Here is a 17,517-nt window from a genome sequence, read left to right as displayed (position 1 = left end):
GCCAAGCCCAAAAGGAATGTATTCCTTAACAGAGAATGAGAACTCGGCGGAATAAAGGCCGATTTAGAGTTGCAATATGGGGAAAGCCCTGTGAAGCAGGGGTTTCCATCATCAACGAGCTAGACGAAGGCGCGCTCGGCTCAACCGAGAGTGAAGGCGAGATAAAGCAGCGACAGCGCGATGATCCAGAGTGCGACGCGCCCGGAGCGGTTGTGGCGCGCTTCCGACTTGCCGATCGCCTCCGTCGTCTCCGGATCGAAGCGCAGGCCGTGCTCGCTCATATGCACGAGTTCCTGGTGCAGTTTCTCCGTCTTGGCGGCAATCTCGGGCAGGGCTTCGGCAAGTTTGAGGGCCGCTTTGACGCCGTCGCGCAGATCCGAGACGATGCGTTTCGGCCCGAGATTGTCGCGGATCCACTGACCGACGACCGGTTCGGACGCTTTCCACATGTTGAAGCGCGGATCGAGCATGCGCGACACGCCTTCGACCACGACCATGGTCTTCTGCAGCAGGATCAACTCCGTACGGGTCTGCATCTCGAACAGGTCGGTAACCTCGAAGAGAAGTGCCAAGAGCCGCGCCATGGAGATCGTTTCGGCCGGCTGGCCGTGGATCGGCTCGCCGATCGCGCGGATCGCCTGGGCGAAGCTCGCCACGTCGTGATGGGCCGGCACGTAACCCGCCTCGAAATGCACTTCCGCGACGCGCATGTAGTCGCGGGTGATGAAGCCGTAGAGGATTTCGGCGAGGAAACGGCGCTCCTTCTTGCCGAGCCGCCCGACGATGCCCATGTCGACCGCGACGATCGTGCCGGCGGAATCGACGAACAGATTGCCGGGATGCATGTCCGCATGGAAGAAGCCGTCCCGCAGCGTATGGCGCAGGAAGGACTGGATCAGCACTTCGGCGAGCTTTTCGAGATGGTGGCCGGCGGCGCGAAGCCCCGCCAGGTCCGACATCTTGACGCCGTCGATCCACTCCATGGTGATCACGTCGCGGCCGGTGCGTTCCCAATCGACCAGCGGCACTCTGAAGCCCGGATCGTCCTTGGTATTTTCGGCGATCTCGGACAGCGCTGCCGCTTCCAGGCGCAGGTCCATCTCCACCTTGGTGGTCTGTTCGAGCGTCCGCGTCACCTCGACCGGTCGCAGCCGGCGGCTGGAGCGCATGAAGCGTTCCTGCATGCGCGACAACAGATACATGCTCTCGATGTCATGCGCGAAGCGCTGTCGCACGCCCGGGCGCACCACCTTGATCGCCACTTTCCTGTCATTGACGACGCCAGGATGGACCTGGGCGATCGAGGCGGCCGCAATCGGCTCGCCGAAGGAGGAATAGAGGGCGCCGATCGTCCGGCCGAGCGATGCCTCGACCGCTGATTTCGCGGTCTCGGTCGGGAAGAAGGCCATCTGGTCCTGCAGCATGGCGAGATCGACGGCCCAGTCGACGCCGACCACATCCGGGCGGGTCGCAAGGAACTGGCCGATCTTGACATAGGAAGGCCCCAGCCGATCGACGGCACGGGTCAGGCGTTCGCTGCGCGCCTGCGTCTTGGAGCGAAACCGCGCCAAGGGCTCAAGCAGCGCTTTGACGAGGCCGACGGAAGGCGGCATGTCCTGGGTCGGCAGAGCCGACACCACACCCTCGCGCACCAGGACCCAGCCGACGCGGGCAAGCCGGAAATAAGCGCCGATCGTGCTCATGCGTTCAGAGTTTCCAGCCGGAATGCAGCGCTGCGATGCCGCCGGTATAATTCGTGTAGGTGACGCGCGAAAAACCCGCATTGCGGATCATCGCCGCGAAATTCTCCTGGTTCGGGAATTTGCGGATCGATTCCACCAGATATTGATAGGGTTCGGCATCGCCTGTGATCATCTTGCCGAAGCGCGGGATCGCCTTGAACGACCATTCCTCGTAGAAGCGCTCGAGAAGCGGCATCTCGACCTCGGAGAATTCCAGCACCAGCAGCCGCCCGCCGCGCTTCAGCACGCGATAGGCCTCCTGCAGCGCCACATCGATATGCGGCACGTTGCGGATCCCGAAGGCGATCGTATAGGCGTCGAAGGAATTGGCCTCGAAGGGAAGCGACTCGGCATTGGCCTCGACGAAGCTCAAGTTTTCCGAGAGATGCTTCTTTTCGGCCCGCTCGGCGCCGACCGCCAGCATCGAGCCGTTGATGTCGAGCACGGTCACGTGCGCCTTACGGTCGGAAGCCTCGACGATCCGGAAGGCGACGTCACCGGTGCCGCCGGCCACGTCCAGGGTTTTGTAGCCGGCATCCTTTCTCGGATTGAGCGAAGCGATCAACGCATCCTTCCAGACGCGGTGCATGCCGGCCGACATCACGTCGTTCATCACGTCGTAACGCTTGGCGACCTTGTGGAAGACGTCGTTGACGAGGCCCTGCTTCTCGCCATCCGCGACCTTGCGGAAGCCATAGGATGTTTCCATCCCGCCGTCGGCGCTGGTACGGGCTTCGGTCATCGGCGAACTCCTAACGTCTCTCTTCTGGTCGGCGACCATAGCGAAGTCGCGCATCCCGCGCTATCTGTGGCGCGTATTCATAAGATGGGTGCGACATCCGGTCCGGTCTATAGACCAGGCGCGATATCGTTGAAACAGGAAGTTAGTCAATCATGCCCGAATTGCCAGAGGTGGAAACCGTCCGGCGCGGTCTCGCCCCGGCAATGGAAGGCGCCGTGATCGCAAGGCTGGAACTCAATCGTCCGGACCTGCGCTTTCCGTTGCCGGAGAATTTTGCCGAAGCGGTGGAGGAGCGCCGCATCATCTCGCTCGGCCGACGCGCCAAATACCTGCTGATCGACCTGGAGGACGATCTGACCGTGATCAGCCACCTCGGCATGTCGGGATCGTTTCGGATAGAGAACGAAATCCCCGGCGAATTCCATCATCCGCGTTCGAAGGATCAGAAGCACGATCACGTGGCCTTTCATCTGAAGCGCAATGAAGGGCGGCTGCGCGTCATCTATAATGACCCGCGCCGGTTCGGCTTCATGCAGCTGTGGAAGCGCAGCGAGCTCGATCTTTACCCGGCTTTCGCCGAACTCGGACCGGAGCCGACCGGCAATGCGCTCGATGCCGATTACCTGGCGGGCAGGCTGGCGGGCAAGAGCCAGCCGCTCAAGGGGGCGCTCCTCGACCAGACGGTGATCGCCGGTCTCGGTAATATCTATGTCTGCGAGGCGCTGTGGCGTTCGCATCTGCTCCCGACCCGGGCTTCGGGGAGCGTCGTGACCAAGACCGGCAGACCGAACAAGGAACTGATCCTGCTCAATCAGTCGATCCGCGAGGTGATCGCCGATGCGATCGCCGCCGGCGGGTCATCGCTCCGAGACCATATCCAGACGGATGGCTCGCTCGGGTATTTCCAGCACTCCTTCTCCGTTTACGACCGGGAAGACGAGGCTTGCCGCACGCCCGGCTGCGGCGGTACCGTCGCGCGCATCACCCAGGCAGGCCGCTCCACCTTCTATTGCCCCACCTGCCAGAAATAACCTGCTGCCAGAAATAACCGCTGCCAGAAGCATAAAGAGGAGACACCAGATGAGCTACGAAACCCTGCTGACCGAAACTCGGGGCGCCGTCGCGCTCATCACTCTCAATCGCCCGAAGGCGCTGAACGCGCTCAATTCGACTGTCATGGCCGAGCTGACGCAAGTGCTTGCCGCATTCGGCAAGGATGAGGCGATCGGTGCGATCGTGCTCACCGGCTCGGAAAAGGCCTTTGCCGCCGGCGCCGACATCAAGGAAATGCAGGGCATCGATTTCGTCGAAGCCTATGTGAACGACTTTATTTCCGGCTGGGAGGCGATTGCCGCCACCCGCAAGCCGATGATCGCCGCGGTCTCCGGCTTTGCGCTCGGCGGCGGCTGCGAACTCGCCATGATGTGCGATTTCATCATCGCCTCGGAAACCGCAAAGTTCGGCCAGCCGGAGATCACGCTCGGCGTCATTCCGGGCATGGGCGGTTCGCAGCGGCTGACCCGCGCCGTCGGCAAAGCGAAGGCGATGGATATGGTCATGACTGGTCGGATGATGGATGTGGCGGAAGCGGAGCGGGCAGGGCTCGTGTCGCGCATCGTTTCGCCGGAGCGGCTGATCGACGAGGCGGTCGAGGCGGCCGCGAAGATCGCTTCCTTTCCGCGCGCCGCGGTGCTGATGGCCAAGGAGGCCGTCAACCGTTCTTTCGAGGCGACACTTGCCGAAGGTCTGCGTTTCGAACGCCGGCTCTTCCATTCGCTGTTTGCGACCGCCGACCAGAAGGAAGGCATGGCGGCCTTCGTGGAAAAGCGCAAAGCACAGTTCTCGAACCGCTAGATCGCAAAAGGGGTTGGCCATCCGCCAAAATGCGCGTTGACTGGGGCGGGTATTCCGGTTATATGCCCGCCCACAGTTGGGAAAGCCTGATCACGGCTTCCTCTATTGCTCCCGAATTGCTGGATTGATGGTCGCAAGGACCGGCGCGGCAACGGCGGAGTTTGGTTCGAATTCGTAGAGAGGCATGAAATGGCCAATACAACTTCGGCGAAAAAGGCGACCCGCAAGATCGCACGCCGTACCGCAGTCAACAAGTCCCGCCGCTCGCGCGTTCGCGGCTTCATCCGCAAGGTCGAGGAAGCTATCGCTACGGGCGATGTGGCCGTCGCTGCCGAAGCGCTCAAGGCTGCCCAGCCGGAGATCCAGCGCGCCGCTTCCAAGGGCGTGCTTCACAGCAACACGGCATCCCGCAAGGTGTCCCGTCTTGCTGCACGTGTGAAGGCCCTTTCGGCCTAATTAATTTCACAAACTGTATCATAATGAAGCCTGGTCCTTTCGACCGGGCTTTTTGTGATTCTCTCAGGCCTCCTTATATTTATCCGGCTCATTAACAATTTCGTGTCACCTGCGTGACAGAAAATAGTCAGTGAAATCAGTGCGTTGTGGGAGGTCTGTGAGTCTGTGGGTGACTTTGGTGATGGCTAAAAGCCCCCAGGTCGAGTCAAGAACATTTTTATTTTTTCTGTGAACAAACGTTCAGAATGTATGTCCTTTTTGAATCCCATTGATTCAACAGCGATTCTCCATGAATGGCTCTGTGACATTCAAATCACGCTCGCGGAGTCAACGCCCGGCTCTTAATTTTGCGTAAAATTCATCATTGATCTTGGCATTTGATCCTGCCTAAATGGCCTTCAGCAAGGGGCGCGGGGATTACTTCAAAGGGCTGCCGATAACCGTCATGTGTACGACGGCTGGTAGACTTTTGCCCTTTGCAACGGGATCAACTCGCCCGTTTTCCTGATAACCATCGGTTGCGGTCCGGAAATTGGCATTTCCGGAAACGGTCGGTTTTTGTCAATGCGATCCGGTCCGGTATCCGGATGAAGGAGGTGGAAGAGGTTCGGACGGCTCATGATGAGGATGAGGGCGTTCGTTTATGCGGGGTGGCTCCTGCAAGCGCAGACCGTTTACGAGGCGGGCTGGGCGGGACTTTTGATCGGCTGCGAGGACGAGAGAGAGTTTTTAAAAGGGGACGGGCGGCGACGGTTCTCAATGATTGGGAATGGTTTGCTATGCCTTGAAACGAAGTTTGTTCTGGCGGCGTTAACGAGAACCGCCAGGCGACGAGATTTTGGAAGGCGGCGAATTATGCATATGAATACTATCTCAGCCCGTGCAGGTAATGGGGACCACGCGCGGCAGGCATTTGATCCAAGTTGCTCCCAGGCGGCAGGGGAAACGACGGAAATGAAGCATGATGCTCTTTTTGAGCGGTTTAGCGCGCGTCTGAAGGCACAGGTCGGCCAGGATGTTTATGCAAGCTGGTTCGGACGTTTGAAGCTGCATTCCGTCTCAAAGAGTGTTGTTCGGCTCACAGTGCCGACGACGTTTCTGAAGTCCTGGATCAACAACCGTTACCTCGATCTCATCACCACCATATTCCAGGCGGAAGACGCGGAGATCCTGAAGGTGGAAATCCTGGTCCGCAGCGCGAGCCGCAGCACCAAGGCACCTGTAGCAGGAGAAGAGCGCAGTCTTGTGCCGGAGCCGGCAGTTGCTGCATCCTTCCCACGCACTCAGGGTCCCCGCGAGATCGGCAAGATTGCCGCTTTCCCGCTGCCGTCAGCTTCTCCTGCGCGTTCGGCCAATGTTCCAGGCCCGCTGTTCGGCTCACCGCTCGACAGCCGCTTCACCTTCGATACCTTCGTGGAAGGCCCGTCGAACCGGGTAGCACTTGCGGCAGCCAAGACGATCGCTGAAGCCGGCGCCAGCGCGGTTCGTTTCAATCCGCTCTTCATCCATTCGGGTGTCGGCCTCGGCAAGACGCATCTTCTGCAGGCGATTGCCAATGCGGCGGTCGGCAGCGAGCGCATGCCGCGGGTCGTCTATCTCACGGCGGAATATTTCATGTGGCGTTTTGCAACCGCGATCCGCGACAATGACGCGCTGACGCTGAAGGACTCGCTGCGCAATATCGACCTGCTGATCATCGACGACATGCAGTTCCTGCAGGGCAAGATGATCCAGAACGAGTTCTGCCATCTTCTGAACATGCTGCTCGACAGCGCCAAACAGGTGGTGGTTGCCGCCGACCGTGCGCCCTGGGAGCTGGAATCGCTCGATCCGCGCGTCCGCTCGCGCTTGCAGGGTGGGGTGGCGATCGAAGTCGAGGCGCCGGACTATGAAATGCGTCTCGAGATGATCAAGGGCCGTCTTGCGACTGCCCGTCAGGACGACCCGTCGCTCGATATCCCTGCGGAAATCCTGAGCCACGTGGCTCGGAATGTGACCGCCAGCGGTCGCGAGCTGGAAGGCGCGTTCAACCAGCTGCTGTTCCGCCGTTCCTTCGAGCCTTCGCTCTCGATCGAGCGCGTCGATGAACTGCTCGCGCATCTGGTCGGTGCCGGCGAAGCCAAGCGGGTCCGTATCGAGGACATCCAGCGCATCGTCGCCCGCCATTATAATGTGTCGCGCCAGGAACTGGTCTCGAACCGCCGCACCCGCGTCATCGTCAAGCCGCGCCAGATCGCCATGTATCTGTCGAAGACGTTGACACCGCGGTCCTTCCCGGAGATCGGCCGCCGTTTTGGCGGCAGGGATCACACGACCGTCCTGCATGCGGTCCGCAAGATCGAGGAACTGATTTCGGGTGACACGAAGCTCAGCCACGAGGTAGAACTCTTGAAACGGCTGATCAACGAGAACAACGCTTAAAATATATGTTTCTACTTTCTGTCGCAACAATCTGGGCCGTGGCGTGCATAACGCCAGGGCCCAATACGCTTTTGGTCATGCGCTATGCGCTGACCGCTCCGCGACGCGTGCCGATCCTGGCGGCGATGGGGACAATCACCGGCACGCTCTGCTGGGGATTTGCCGGCTGGCTGGGGATCAACGCGCTCTTCCAGGCCGCTCCCTTTGCCTATGTGGCGCTCAAGATTATCGGCGGGCTTTATCTCGTCTGGCTCGGATTGAAGATATTCCTCGACGCACGAAAAACGCGCCAGTCGGCTGATATCGTGACGGCACGGATCGAGGTTCCGCTCAAGACTGCCTACCGCATGGGGCTGGCGACCAATCTCGCCAATCCGAAATCGGCGCTGTTCGTGGCCAGTCTTTTTGCCGCCACCATGCCGGTCGGCACGCCTTTCCTGTACGGCCTGGCGGCGATTGCGGTCATGGTCACCGTCTCGACGATCTACTATACCTTCCTGGTCGCGCTGATCACACATCGCACGGTGGCAGCAGCCTATCTGAAGGCGAAGAAAAAGATCGATCTCGGCGTCGGCATGGTCTTTGTCGGTTTCGGTACCAAACTGCTGATGTCGCAGCGCTGAGGATTGCGAATGGCCACCGAGAAGGATCCGACGGCCAGCTTTTATAGCGAAAACGCGGTGACCTACGCGGCCAATTCTGCGCCGAGTACACGCCGCCTCGATGTCTTCCTGTCAAAACTTGCGCCCGGCGCTGTGATCCTGGAACTCGGCTGTGGTAGCGGCCGGGATAGCGCGGTGATGATCGAGCGGGGCTTTGACGTCACGCCGACGGATGGCACGCCCGAAATGGCGGAGCAGGCCGCCAAACATCTGGGCAGGCCGGTCAGCGTGCTGCGTTTTGGGGATATCGATGCGGTCTCGGCTTTCGATGGCATCTGGGCGAACGCCTGCCTGCTGCATGCGCCGCGGGTGGAGCTCGGCGGCATCTTCGGCCGTATCCACCAGGCCCTGCGTCCGGGCGGTGTCTTCTATGCGAGCTTCAAGGCAGGAGAAGCGGAAGGCCATGACGGCCTCGGACGTTACTACAACTACCCGTCCAAGGCATGGCTAAGTGCGGCTTATGAGACTTTCGCCTGGGCCTCTGTCGATATCGATGAGGTGCAAGGCAGCGGCTACGACAAGAAGCCGACCGACTGGCTGCATGTCCTGGCGGTAAAAGCTTAAGCGCCGGACTTTCAGCAGGCGAGATCGGCCACCACGGCGTCAAGGATCAGCATGCCGGACGGCGTGCAGCGTAGCCGCGAATTGCCGAGCCGCTCGATGAAGCCGTATTCCAGCAGCCGTTCTTCGCGGATCGGGTCCGGATCGCGGCCGGAAAGCTGCTGCCAGCGGGCGAGGTCGACGCCTTCTCGCAGACGCAGGCCCATCAGCAACAATTCGTCGGCCTGTTCGTCGTAGCCGAGGATTTCCTCGTCCAGCATGCCATGGCCGATGCGTTCCACCTGTTCCAGCCAGGCTTCCGGGCGCCGCTCGGTGGAGGTGGCGATCTTGTTCCTGCCGCGCATCAGGCGGCCATGGGCGCCGGGGCCAATGCCGGCATAGTCGCCGTAGCGCCAATAGGTCAGGTTGTGGCGGCTTTCCGCGCCGGGCCGGGCGTGATTGGAAACCTCGTAGGCCGGCATGCCGAACCGCTCGGTAATCTCCTGTGTCGCCTCGTAGAGTGCCGCCGACTGGTCGTCGTCCGGCACGATCAGCTTGCCGGCCTTGTGCAGGCCATAGAAGGGCGTGCCTTCCTCGATGGTGAGCTGGTAGAGGGACAGATGGTCGACCGCGTAGGAAATCGCTTCCTTCAGTTCCGCTTCCCAGGCCTCGACCGTCTGTTTCGGCCGGGCATAGATGAGATCGAAGGACATGCGCGGAAAGATGTCCCGCGCCAGTCTGATCGCCTTCAGGGCGTCGGCAACGTCATGCAGCCGGCCGAGGAACTTGAGGTCCGGGTCGTTGAGCGCCTGCACGCCTAGCGAGACGCGGTTGACGCCCGCGTCGCGATAGCCGCGGAAGCGTGTCGCCTCGACGCTGGACGGATTGGCCTCCATGGTGATCTCGATACCGTCAGGCACATGCCAGTGCTTGGCGATGCCGTCGAGGATCGCCGAAACCGTCGCAGGGTCCATCAGCGACGGCGTACCGCCGCCGAGGAAGACGCTGGTCACGGTCTTTGGCCCGCTCATGCGCCGCATCACTTCCATTTCCTTGAGGAAGGCGGCGGTGAAGCGCGGCTGGTCCACCGGCTGGTGGCGCACATGGCTGTTGAAGTCGCAATAAGGGCATTTGGCCGCGCAGAATGGCCAATGCACATAGACGCCAAAGCCCGGCTCGCCTGTATCAGGCAGAAGCGTATCGCGCAGAAGAGGAGCGGCTGAATTCAAAGCGCCTCAAGCCTCCAGGCAGGTTTCGACGAAACGCTTGAAGGCACGGGCGCGATGCGACAGCGCTTCCGGTTCGCCGGGTTTCCAGCCATGTTTCTGATCACTGCTCATTTCACCGAACGTAGTCTCATAACCTTCCGGTTGGAAGACCGGGTCATAACCAAAACCCTGGGTGCCGCGCGGCGGCCACACCACCGTGCCTTCCACCTCGCCGCGGAACATTTCCGTGTGTCCGTCCGGCCAGCCGAGGCAGAGCACGCTCACAAAGCGGCAGCTGCGCTGTTCCGGCTTCGTCGCACCGCGCTCTTCCAACGCCTTCTCGACCTTTTCCATCGCCATCTGAAAGTCGCGGCTACCATCCTCGCGCTCCGCCCAGTTGGCAGTGTAGACGCCCGGTGCACCATCGAGCGCGTCGATAACGATGCCGGAATCGTCCGACAGGGCAGGAAGACCGGAGGCTTTGGCAGAGGCGAGAGCCTTGATCGCCGCGTTTTCTTCGAATGTCGTGCCGGTTTCATCAGGCTCTTCGAATTTCAGCTCCGCGGCGGATTTCGCCGAGAAGCCGAATGGACCGATCAGTTCGGCGATTTCGCGGATCTTTCCGGCATTGTGGCTGGCGACGACGATGGTCTTGGTCTCGAGCTTGCGCATGACAATTCCTATTCGATATTCCAGAGCCTGGGCTCTGCGCATTCCAGGCTGTTGCCGGCCGGATCGCGGAAATAGATGGAGCGGGCACCGTTCGGCCAGCAGAAATCGCTTTCGATGGCAATACCTGCCTTGTTGAGCTTTTCCTTGATCAAGTCAATCGCCTCGCCCGTCATGCGAAAGCAGACATGTCCGGGTCCGGTCGCGCCATGTGGTGGTACGGGCAAGGCGCCGGTCGAAGGCGGCTTTATCGTTTCCGCAGGATTGAAGATCAGCAGGATGCCCGGGCCGCAGCGGAAGAATACATGCCGGTTGCCGGCGCGCAGCACCTTTTCAAGGCTGAGAATGCCGCCGTAAAATGCTTCGGCGGCATCGAGATCATCGGCATAAAGTGCGGTTTCGAGAATGCCTTCGATCAAACCGCACCTCTTTCAATATCAGGCAATCGCCTGCTTCTGCATCGCAATCAGTTCCTGGGTACCATCCTGAGCAAGAGCCAGCAGCTTCAGGAACTCTTCCTGGCTGAACGGCTTGCCCTCGGCCGTGCCCTGCACTTCGACGATGCCGCCGGTGCCGGTCATCACGAAATTCGCATCCGTCTCGGCAGCCGAATCCTCGATATAGTCGATGTCGATCACCGGCTGGCCGGCAAAGATGCCGCAGGAGATTGCGGCGACGTGGTCCTTCAGTACCTTGTCGACCTTCGTCATCGAGCGGGCTTCCATCCACTTCAAGCAGTCGTAAAGCGCGATCCAGCCGCCGGTGATCGAGGCCGTGCGCGTGCCACCGTCCGCCTGGATGACGTCGCAGTCGATGGTGATCTGCTTTTCGCCGAGCGCTTCGAGATCGATGACGGCGCGCAGGGATCGGCCGATCAGGCGCTGGATTTCCTGGGTGCGGCCGCCCTGCTTGCCGCTAGCGGCTTCGCGCTTCATGCGGTCGCCCGTGGCGCGCGGCAGCATGCCGTATTCGGCCGTCACCCAACCCTTGCCGCTGTTGCGCAGCCACGGCGGCGTCTTTTCTTCCAGGCTCGCGGTGCACAGCACATGCGTGTCGCCGAACTTCACGAGGCAGGAGCCTTCCGCATGTTTGGAGAAATTGCGCTCGAATGAGACCTTGCGCATCTGGTTCAACTGTCTGCCTGAAGGCCGCATGTTTCACTCCTGGATTTCTGTTTCCGCCTTCTACGGCCCCGGCCCGGCTTTTGCAAAGAAAAAGGCCCGGTGCGTTTCTAGGGCGGTTGATTGTGGCTGCTGTGATTTTCCCTTTGGAGAAGCCGCGGCGAATGACTATATTTTATCGAAAGATCAACGGAACGGTGAAGGTCTAGATGGGATTTTCCGCATCGACGGGTAGAGACAGCGGCTCTGTGCTCGATGATCGTTCGCGCGAAATTTTCCGCCGCATCGTGGAAAGCTATCTGGAAACCGGCGAGCCGCTCGGCTCCCGCAATCTTTCCCGCCTGCTGCCCATATCGCTGTCGCCGGCTTCCGTGCGCAATGTGATGAGCGATCTCGAGGAACTCGGCCTCATCTATTCCCCGCATATCAGCGCCGGTCGCCTGCCGACCCAGTCTGGGCTCCGTTTTTTCGTGGATGCCTTCATGCAGGTCGGTGACCTGTCGGCGGAGGAGCGCGCCAGTATCGACCGGCAGATCCGGCCTGCAGATCGCGATCAGCCGATCGAGAGCCTGATGGCCGAAGCAACACGTATGCTGTCGGGCGTCTCGCGCGGCGCCGGCATCGTCATCACCACCAAGAGCGACCCGGTGCTCAAGCATGTCGAGTTCATTCGCCTGGAGCCGACCAAGGCGCTCGCGGTGCTGGTCGGCGATCATAACCAGGTGGAAAACCGCATCATCGAACTTCCGGCTGGCGTAACGTCGTCGCAATTGACAGAGGCGGCGAATTTCCTCAATGCCCATCTGAGCGGCCAGACGCTGCCGGAACTGCGTGGCCAACTGAAGACACTCAAGGACCAGGTACAGGGCGAGCTTTATGCGCTCTCGCAGGAACTGGTCGAACGCGGTCTTGCGGTCTGGTCGGGCGACAGCGAGGAAGGCAAGCCGACCCAGCTCATCGTCCGCGGCCGTGCCAATCTGCTCGAAGGTCTGGCGGATGTCGCCGATCTCGATCGCCTGCGGCTGCTTTTCGATGATCTCGAAAAGAAGGACAGCCTGATCGAGATCCTCGATCTCGCCGAAAAGGGGCCGGGCGTGCGGATCTTCATCGGCTCGGAAAACAAGCTGTTTTCCCTCTCGGGTTCCTCGCTCATCGTGGCGCCCTATCGTGACGGCGAGGACCGGATCGTCGGTGCCGTCGGCGTCATAGGCCCGACGCGGCTCAATTATTCCCGCATCGTGCCGATGGTGGACTACACGGCCCAGCTCCTTGCAAGGCTGTCGCGCTGAATCCGCGACGAGGGCCCCCCAAGTTTCCCACCAAGCCTTGATTTTTTCACCTTTAACCTCGATATCGGGCACAAATCAAAGCCCGTAATCTAAGCCACGAATAACCGGAGACCGTCATGACCGACGAAACCAACAAGAACGGACCTGACGCAGCTGCCGCGGAGAACACGGCGGAAGCTGTTGCATCTGCTCTTGAGGACGCGGCCAACCAGAAGAATGCCGAGGCGCCCGTCGCCGAACCGGATCCGCTGGAATTGCTGAAGGCCGAGAATAACGAACTGCGCGACCGTTTCCTGCGGCTTGCCGCCGAGATGGACAACCTTCGCCGCCGCACTGAACGCGAAATCAAGGATGCAAAGTCCTATGCGGCCGCCGGCTTTGCGCGCGACATGCTCGCCGTTTCTGACAACCTGCGCCGGGCGCTGGACGCGGTGCCGGCCGAGATGCGCGCCGGAGCCGATGCGTCGCTGACCACGCTTCTGGAGGGGGTCGAGCTGACCGAACGCTCCATGCTGTCGGCGCTGGAACGCCACGGTGTGAAGAAGATCGATGCGGAAGGTCAGAAGTTCGACCCGAACTTCCATCAGGCGATGTTCGAAATCCCGAACCCTGCCGTCCCGAACAATACTGTCGTCCAGGTCGTCCAGGCCGGCTTCACGATCGGCGAACGCGTCCTGCGCCCCGCCATGGTCGGTGTCGCCAAGGGCGGCCCGAAGTCGGAAGCCTCTGCGGAAGCTGCCGGCGAGAAGAACGCCTGAGATCTTTGAGAAGCGGGCGTAAACCCGCTTCTCGCTTACGCCCGATGTTAAACATTAAACAGCGGCTGAAAACAAAACCGCGCGGCGCATTGTCAGCGGCCGCGCGGTTCGTTTCGTCCCCACGAAATGTATGTGCCGTCAGGCGGCGTGGTTTGCCTGCTCCTCGTTGAGGAAGGCGTAGATCGCCGAAGCGGAATCGGTCTTGCGCAGCTTGGCGACGAGGTCCTGGTCCCGCAGCACGCGGGCGATGCGCGACAGGGCCTTCAGGTGGTCGGCGCCGGCCCCTTCGGGTGCGAGCAGCAGGAACACCAGATCGACCGGCTCGTCATCGAGCGCTTCGAAATCGACCGGTGCTTCAAGGCGCGCGAAAATACCCTTGATGGAGGAAATGCTGCTCAGCTTGCCGTGCGGAATGGCGATGCCATGGCCGACGCCGGTGGAGCCGAGCCTCTCGCGCTGCAGGATGATGTCGAAGATTTCTCGTTCGCTCACACCCGTCAGCTTGGAAGCCTTGGCCGCCAGCTCCTGCAATAGCTGCTTTTTGGAATTTACCTTCAGGGCAGGAATAATCGCATCTTGCTGCAGCAAATCTGCCAATGCCATTTCTCGTCATCCTTCGTGCCGCAAGAGCTTGTGCCCTAGGCGAAGGGGAGCGCCGTCTCCGACGCTCTCCCCAAGTTTTAGTTCTTGATATTGGTGGAATCGATCCAGCCAATATTGCCGTCAGTGCGGCGGTACACAATGTTCAGATGTTCCTTGCCGGGGCTGCGGAACAGGAGAACAGGCTCGTCTGTCATATCAAGTGCCATGACGGCACTTGCGACCGTCATCGTCTTCAACTGCTTCGAGCTCTCCGCGACGATAGTCGGCGCGAAATCCTCCGGCACTTCCTCCCCTTCATCCGGTACGCTGTCCATAACAGTGTAGGCAACTTCCGCATAACCATTCACATGGTTGCCGGCATGATGATCCTTGAGCCGCCGCTTGTAGCGGCGCAGACGTTTTTCGATCCGCTGTGCTGCGGCGTCGAAACTGATCTGCGGATCATTCGCCTCACCAGCCGCATGCAGGACGATCCCGGTATCGAGATGCACCTTGCAGTCGGCAGAAAAGCGCGAACCAGCCTTTTCCACGATGACTTGGCCTGAATAGCCTCCGTCGAAGTATTTTGTAACCGCTTCTCCGATTTGGTCCTCGATCCTTTGACGGAACGAATCGCCAATTTCCATATGCTTACCGGATACACGCACACTCATGGAGTTCTTCCTTCTTGTCGTGACTTGCGTTTTTCAGTCTACGCCAAGCCGTCCCCTCATCCAAGCCGTTCGCATGCGACTGGGCTAAAATGCTGCAAGCGATGCCTGTCTGGATGTTGGGATGCGTTTCGTGCCATGTCCCGTGCAGTTGCGGCGGGCTTCTAGCGCCCGATGTTTTAAATGTCAACGGCAGCGGGCCTCGGGATTTCTACGTAGACCTGTGGAAACCGGGTGTTTCGGCCGGAGATTCAGAACGCCGCGACACCGGCGATCGCACGCTTTTCGCGACGGCGCTGGACGGAGGAGGGGATGTTCATCGCCTCTCGGTATTTCGCGACGGTCCGGCGCGCGAGTTCCACTCCGCCGCGTTTCAGGTTGATGACGATATCGTCGTCGGAGAGGACGGCATCCGGTGTTTCCTGGGCGATCAGCAGGCGAATCCGGTGGCGTACGGCCTCCGCCGAATGGCTGTCGCCGCCTTCTTCCGCCGAGCCGATCGACACCGTGAAGAAATATTTGAGTTCGAACAGTCCTCGCGGCGTCAGGACGTACTTGTTGGAGGTGACTCGGCTCACCGTCGATTCATGCATCTTGATCGCTTCCGCGACGGTCTTGAGGTTGAGCGGCCGCAGATGATCGACGCCGTGCATCAGGAAGGCATCCTGCTGGCGGACGATTTCGGATGCCACCTTCATGATCGTCTTGGCCCGCTGGTCGAGGCTGCGTGTCAGCCAGTTGGCATTCTGCATGCATTCGGAAAGGAAATTATGATCCTCGCCGTTTTTCGGGCAGTGTTTGGAGACCGTCTGGAAATAGGTGTGGTTGACCAGAACCCGCGGCAGGGTATCCGGATTGAGCTCGACCATCCAGCTGCCGTCCGGGGCGGCCCGCACGACGATATCCGGCGAAATCGTCTCCGACATGCCACGCTCGAAACCGGCGCCTGGTTTTGGATTGAGCCCACGAATTTCCGCCAGCATGTCGATCAGGTCTTCGTCGTCCACTCCGCAGATCTTCCGGAGCGAGGCGAAGTCGCGCTTGCCGAGTAGCTCCAGGTTCTTGATCAGCGCATCCATGGCCGGATCGAGCCGGTCCTTCTGCCGAAGCTGGATCGCCAGACATTCGCTGAGTGAACGGGCGAAGACCCCCGGCGGATCGAGCGTCTGCAGCGACCGCAGAATGGCTTCCACATTCTCGGTGCTTCTGCCGAGGCGAGCGGCTATTTCCCCCATGTCGCCCAGCATGTAGCCGGCCTCGTCGAGCTGATCGACGAGATGTTGCGCAATCAGGCGGCTGGCCGCGTCGACGATCAGGAAGGGGATCTGCTGGTTCAGATGATCGCGCAGCGTTACCTGGCCGGCAACGAAGTCGTCCAGGTCGTAATCTTCGCCGAACTCTCCGCCCGGCATGGACTTCCATTGGCTGAGCAGCTCCGGCGCATCGGCGCGCCGCGCCGGGCCATCGTCGGGAAAGACGTTCTCGAAGCCCGTATCGAGCCCTTCGCCGAGCCGTTCCGCACTGATGGAAGAGGAGCCTTCGTACCAATCGCTGTCGACCTCGGCTGCTGCCGAAGTCTCGCGCCCTTCGGTCGGGGCAAAGTCGTCTTCAGCGCCGAAGCCTGTTTCCGCGTCGTTTTCGCTCTCGGCTGATGTAATTTCGAGCAGCGGATTCTTTTCGACTTCCTGGGCGATGAACTGGTTGAGTTCGAAATGCGTCATCTGCAACAGCTGAATGGATTGCATCAGCTGCGGCGTCATCACCAGCGATTGGGTTTGGCGTAGGAAAAGATTAGCGGATAAACCCATGGCGGACGCGAAACTCCCCTGCAATCCCCTTGAGCCACCCGGTCATGGAGTGGCGGAAGCGCGCCTCTGGCCGCGCCTCCACGAGGCCAAAATTGCATCTGGCACAAGAATTGCTTTTTTGAGAGATTTGGTCAAGCGTTGCAGTGCGGGAAAGTAAATTTCTGTGCTCGCGTTGCAGCGCCTAGAGACTGAATTTGTCGCCGAGGTACAGACGGCGAACATCCGGGTTGTTGACGATATCGTCTGCCCGGCCATGCGTCAGCACTTCGCCCGCATGGATGATATAGGCCCGGTCGATCAGGCCCAGCGTCTCGCGGACGTTGTGATCCGTTATCAGAACCCCGATCCCGCGCGCCGTCAAGTGGCGTACGAGATTCTGGATGTCGGAGACCGAAATAGGGTCGACGCCGGCAAAAGGCTCATCGAGCAGCATGAAGGCCGGGTCGGTCGCAAGCGCCCGGGCAATTTCAAGACGCCGGCGCTCGCCGCCGGAAAGTGCCACGGCCGCCGATTTCCGGAGCTGGCTGATGTGGAACTCTTCCAGCAGTTCGTCGAGCTTGCTTTCCCGCTTGTCCCTGTCGGGCTGGTGCACTTCCAGGACCGCACGGATATTCTCCTCGACGGTCAGGCCGCGGAAGATCGAGGCTTCCTGCGGCAGATAGCCGACGCCGAGGCGCGCACGGCGATACATCGGCATATGGGTGACTTCGTTGCCGTTGATCGCGATCATGCCTTCGTCCACCGGCACCAGGCCGGTGATCATGTAGAAACAGGTCGTCTTGCCCGCACCGTTCGGCCCGAGCAGCCCGACGGCCTCGCCACGGCGCACGACCAGCGACACCCCGTTGACGACGCGGCGCGTATCGTAGGTCTTCGAAAGCCCGTGCGCGACCAGGGTGCCCTCGTAGCGCGCTTTATCGCGTACGACGAAGGGTTCTGGCGCGGACGGCTTCCTTGCCGACAGACTGGAGAGGAACGGTATTTTCACGTCAAA

Annotated in this window: 18 protein-coding genes; 8 read left to right on the top strand and 10 right to left on the bottom strand. The window is 60.6% G+C overall.

Annotated elements, in window-relative coordinates:
* Window positions 1–140: 140 nt before the first annotated feature.
* Both ubiB and ubiE read right to left on the bottom strand, forming a co-directional pair.
* The gene (gene ubiB, locus PMI07_RS02805) at window positions 141–1,703 is read right to left on the bottom strand and encodes a 2-polyprenylphenol 6-hydroxylase (protein WP_007763385.1); all 1,563 of its coding nucleotides are present in this window, start codon (window positions 1,701–1,703) and stop codon (window positions 141–143) included.
* A 4-nt stretch (window positions 1,704–1,707) separates the two neighbouring features.
* Window positions 1,708–2,484, bottom strand: a complete 777-nt coding sequence (gene ubiE, locus PMI07_RS02800) for a bifunctional demethylmenaquinone methyltransferase/2-methoxy-6-polyprenyl-1,4-benzoquinol methylase UbiE (protein ID WP_007763383.1) — start codon at window positions 2,482–2,484, stop codon at window positions 1,708–1,710.
* A 152-nt stretch (window positions 2,485–2,636) separates the two neighbouring features.
* Between ubiE and mutM the strand changes: the two genes are divergently transcribed.
* From mutM to PMI07_RS02770, 6 genes are all read left to right on the top strand, one after another.
* Window positions 2,637–3,515 (top strand): bifunctional DNA-formamidopyrimidine glycosylase/DNA-(apurinic or apyrimidinic site) lyase, encoded by an 879-nt coding sequence (mutM, locus tag PMI07_RS02795; RefSeq protein WP_007763380.1) that lies wholly within the window; start codon window positions 2,637–2,639, stop codon window positions 3,513–3,515.
* A gap of 49 nt (window positions 3,516–3,564) precedes the next feature.
* Window positions 3,565–4,338, top strand: a complete 774-nt coding sequence (locus PMI07_RS02790) for an enoyl-CoA hydratase (protein WP_007763377.1) — start codon at window positions 3,565–3,567, stop codon at window positions 4,336–4,338.
* A 189-nt stretch (window positions 4,339–4,527) separates the two neighbouring features.
* Complete coding sequence (gene rpsT / locus PMI07_RS02785; protein WP_007763374.1) at window positions 4,528–4,794, top strand: 30S ribosomal protein S20; 267 nt, start codon at window positions 4,528–4,530, stop codon at window positions 4,792–4,794.
* An 855-nt stretch (window positions 4,795–5,649) separates the two neighbouring features.
* On the top strand, window positions 5,650–7,215 hold the full coding sequence (dnaA, locus tag PMI07_RS02780; protein ID WP_037085078.1) for a chromosomal replication initiator protein DnaA: 1,566 nt from the start codon (window positions 5,650–5,652) through the stop codon (window positions 7,213–7,215).
* 5 nt (window positions 7,216–7,220) lie between these two features.
* Entirely contained in the window at window positions 7,221–7,838 is a 618-nt protein-coding gene (locus PMI07_RS02775; protein WP_007763369.1) for a LysE family transporter, read from the top strand.
* 9 nt (window positions 7,839–7,847) lie between these two features.
* Window positions 7,848–8,441, top strand: a complete 594-nt coding sequence (locus tag PMI07_RS02770) for a class I SAM-dependent methyltransferase (protein ID WP_007763367.1) — start codon at window positions 7,848–7,850, stop codon at window positions 8,439–8,441.
* 11 nt (window positions 8,442–8,452) lie between these two features.
* Here the strand turns inward: PMI07_RS02770 and hemW are convergent, their stop codons facing one another.
* Genes hemW through rph form a run of 4 tightly spaced genes read right to left on the bottom strand, consistent with a single transcriptional unit; the run spans window position 8,453 to window position 11,448 of the window.
* Window positions 8,453–9,646, bottom strand: a complete 1,194-nt coding sequence (hemW, locus tag PMI07_RS02765; protein ID WP_007763366.1) for a radical SAM family heme chaperone HemW — start codon at window positions 9,644–9,646, stop codon at window positions 8,453–8,455.
* Window positions 9,647–9,652: 6 nt separating this feature from the next.
* Complete coding sequence (gene rdgB / locus PMI07_RS02760) at window positions 9,653–10,297, bottom strand: RdgB/HAM1 family non-canonical purine NTP pyrophosphatase (RefSeq protein ID WP_007763365.1); 645 nt, start codon at window positions 10,295–10,297, stop codon at window positions 9,653–9,655.
* A gap of 8 nt (window positions 10,298–10,305) precedes the next feature.
* The gene (locus PMI07_RS02755) at window positions 10,306–10,713 is read right to left on the bottom strand and encodes a VOC family protein (protein WP_007763364.1); all 408 of its coding nucleotides are present in this window, start codon (window positions 10,711–10,713) and stop codon (window positions 10,306–10,308) included.
* 18 nt (window positions 10,714–10,731) lie between these two features.
* Entirely contained in the window at window positions 10,732–11,448 is a 717-nt protein-coding gene (gene rph, locus PMI07_RS02750) for a ribonuclease PH (protein ID WP_007763363.1), read from the bottom strand.
* Window positions 11,449–11,624: 176 nt separating this feature from the next.
* Here rph and hrcA point away from each other — a divergent pair, with 176 nt between their 5' ends.
* Window positions 11,625–12,704, top strand: coding sequence for a heat-inducible transcriptional repressor HrcA (hrcA, locus tag PMI07_RS02745; protein ID WP_007763362.1), 1,080 nt, complete (start codon window positions 11,625–11,627; stop codon window positions 12,702–12,704).
* Window positions 12,705–12,820: 116 nt separating this feature from the next.
* Window positions 12,821–13,462 (top strand): nucleotide exchange factor GrpE, encoded by a 642-nt coding sequence (gene grpE / locus PMI07_RS02740; protein WP_007763361.1) that lies wholly within the window; start codon window positions 12,821–12,823, stop codon window positions 13,460–13,462.
* A gap of 138 nt (window positions 13,463–13,600) precedes the next feature.
* Here the strand turns inward: grpE and ptsN are convergent, their stop codons facing one another.
* The 4 genes from ptsN to lptB all read right to left on the bottom strand — a co-directional run bounded on the left by ptsN (window position 13,601) and on the right by lptB (window position 17,487).
* Entirely contained in the window at window positions 13,601–14,065 is a 465-nt protein-coding gene (gene ptsN, locus PMI07_RS02735; RefSeq protein ID WP_007763357.1) for a PTS IIA-like nitrogen regulatory protein PtsN, read from the bottom strand.
* A 77-nt stretch (window positions 14,066–14,142) separates the two neighbouring features.
* Window positions 14,143–14,718: a ribosome-associated translation inhibitor RaiA gene (gene raiA, locus PMI07_RS02730; RefSeq protein WP_007763351.1), complete on the bottom strand. Its 576-nt coding sequence runs from the start codon at window positions 14,716–14,718 to the stop codon at window positions 14,143–14,145.
* 248 nt (window positions 14,719–14,966) lie between these two features.
* Entirely contained in the window at window positions 14,967–16,523 is a 1,557-nt protein-coding gene (gene rpoN / locus PMI07_RS02725; protein ID WP_024163505.1) for an RNA polymerase factor sigma-54, read from the bottom strand.
* A 181-nt stretch (window positions 16,524–16,704) separates the two neighbouring features.
* The gene (gene lptB / locus PMI07_RS02720; RefSeq protein ID WP_051484084.1) at window positions 16,705–17,487 is read right to left on the bottom strand and encodes an LPS export ABC transporter ATP-binding protein; all 783 of its coding nucleotides are present in this window, start codon (window positions 17,485–17,487) and stop codon (window positions 16,705–16,707) included.
* Window positions 17,488–17,517 lie beyond the last annotated feature (30 nt).

It is taken from the genome of Rhizobium sp. CF080 (assembly GCF_000282095.2).
Lineage (GTDB): Bacteria > Pseudomonadota > Alphaproteobacteria > Rhizobiales > Rhizobiaceae > Neorhizobium.
This window is presented reverse-complemented; position numbering and strand designations above follow the sequence as displayed.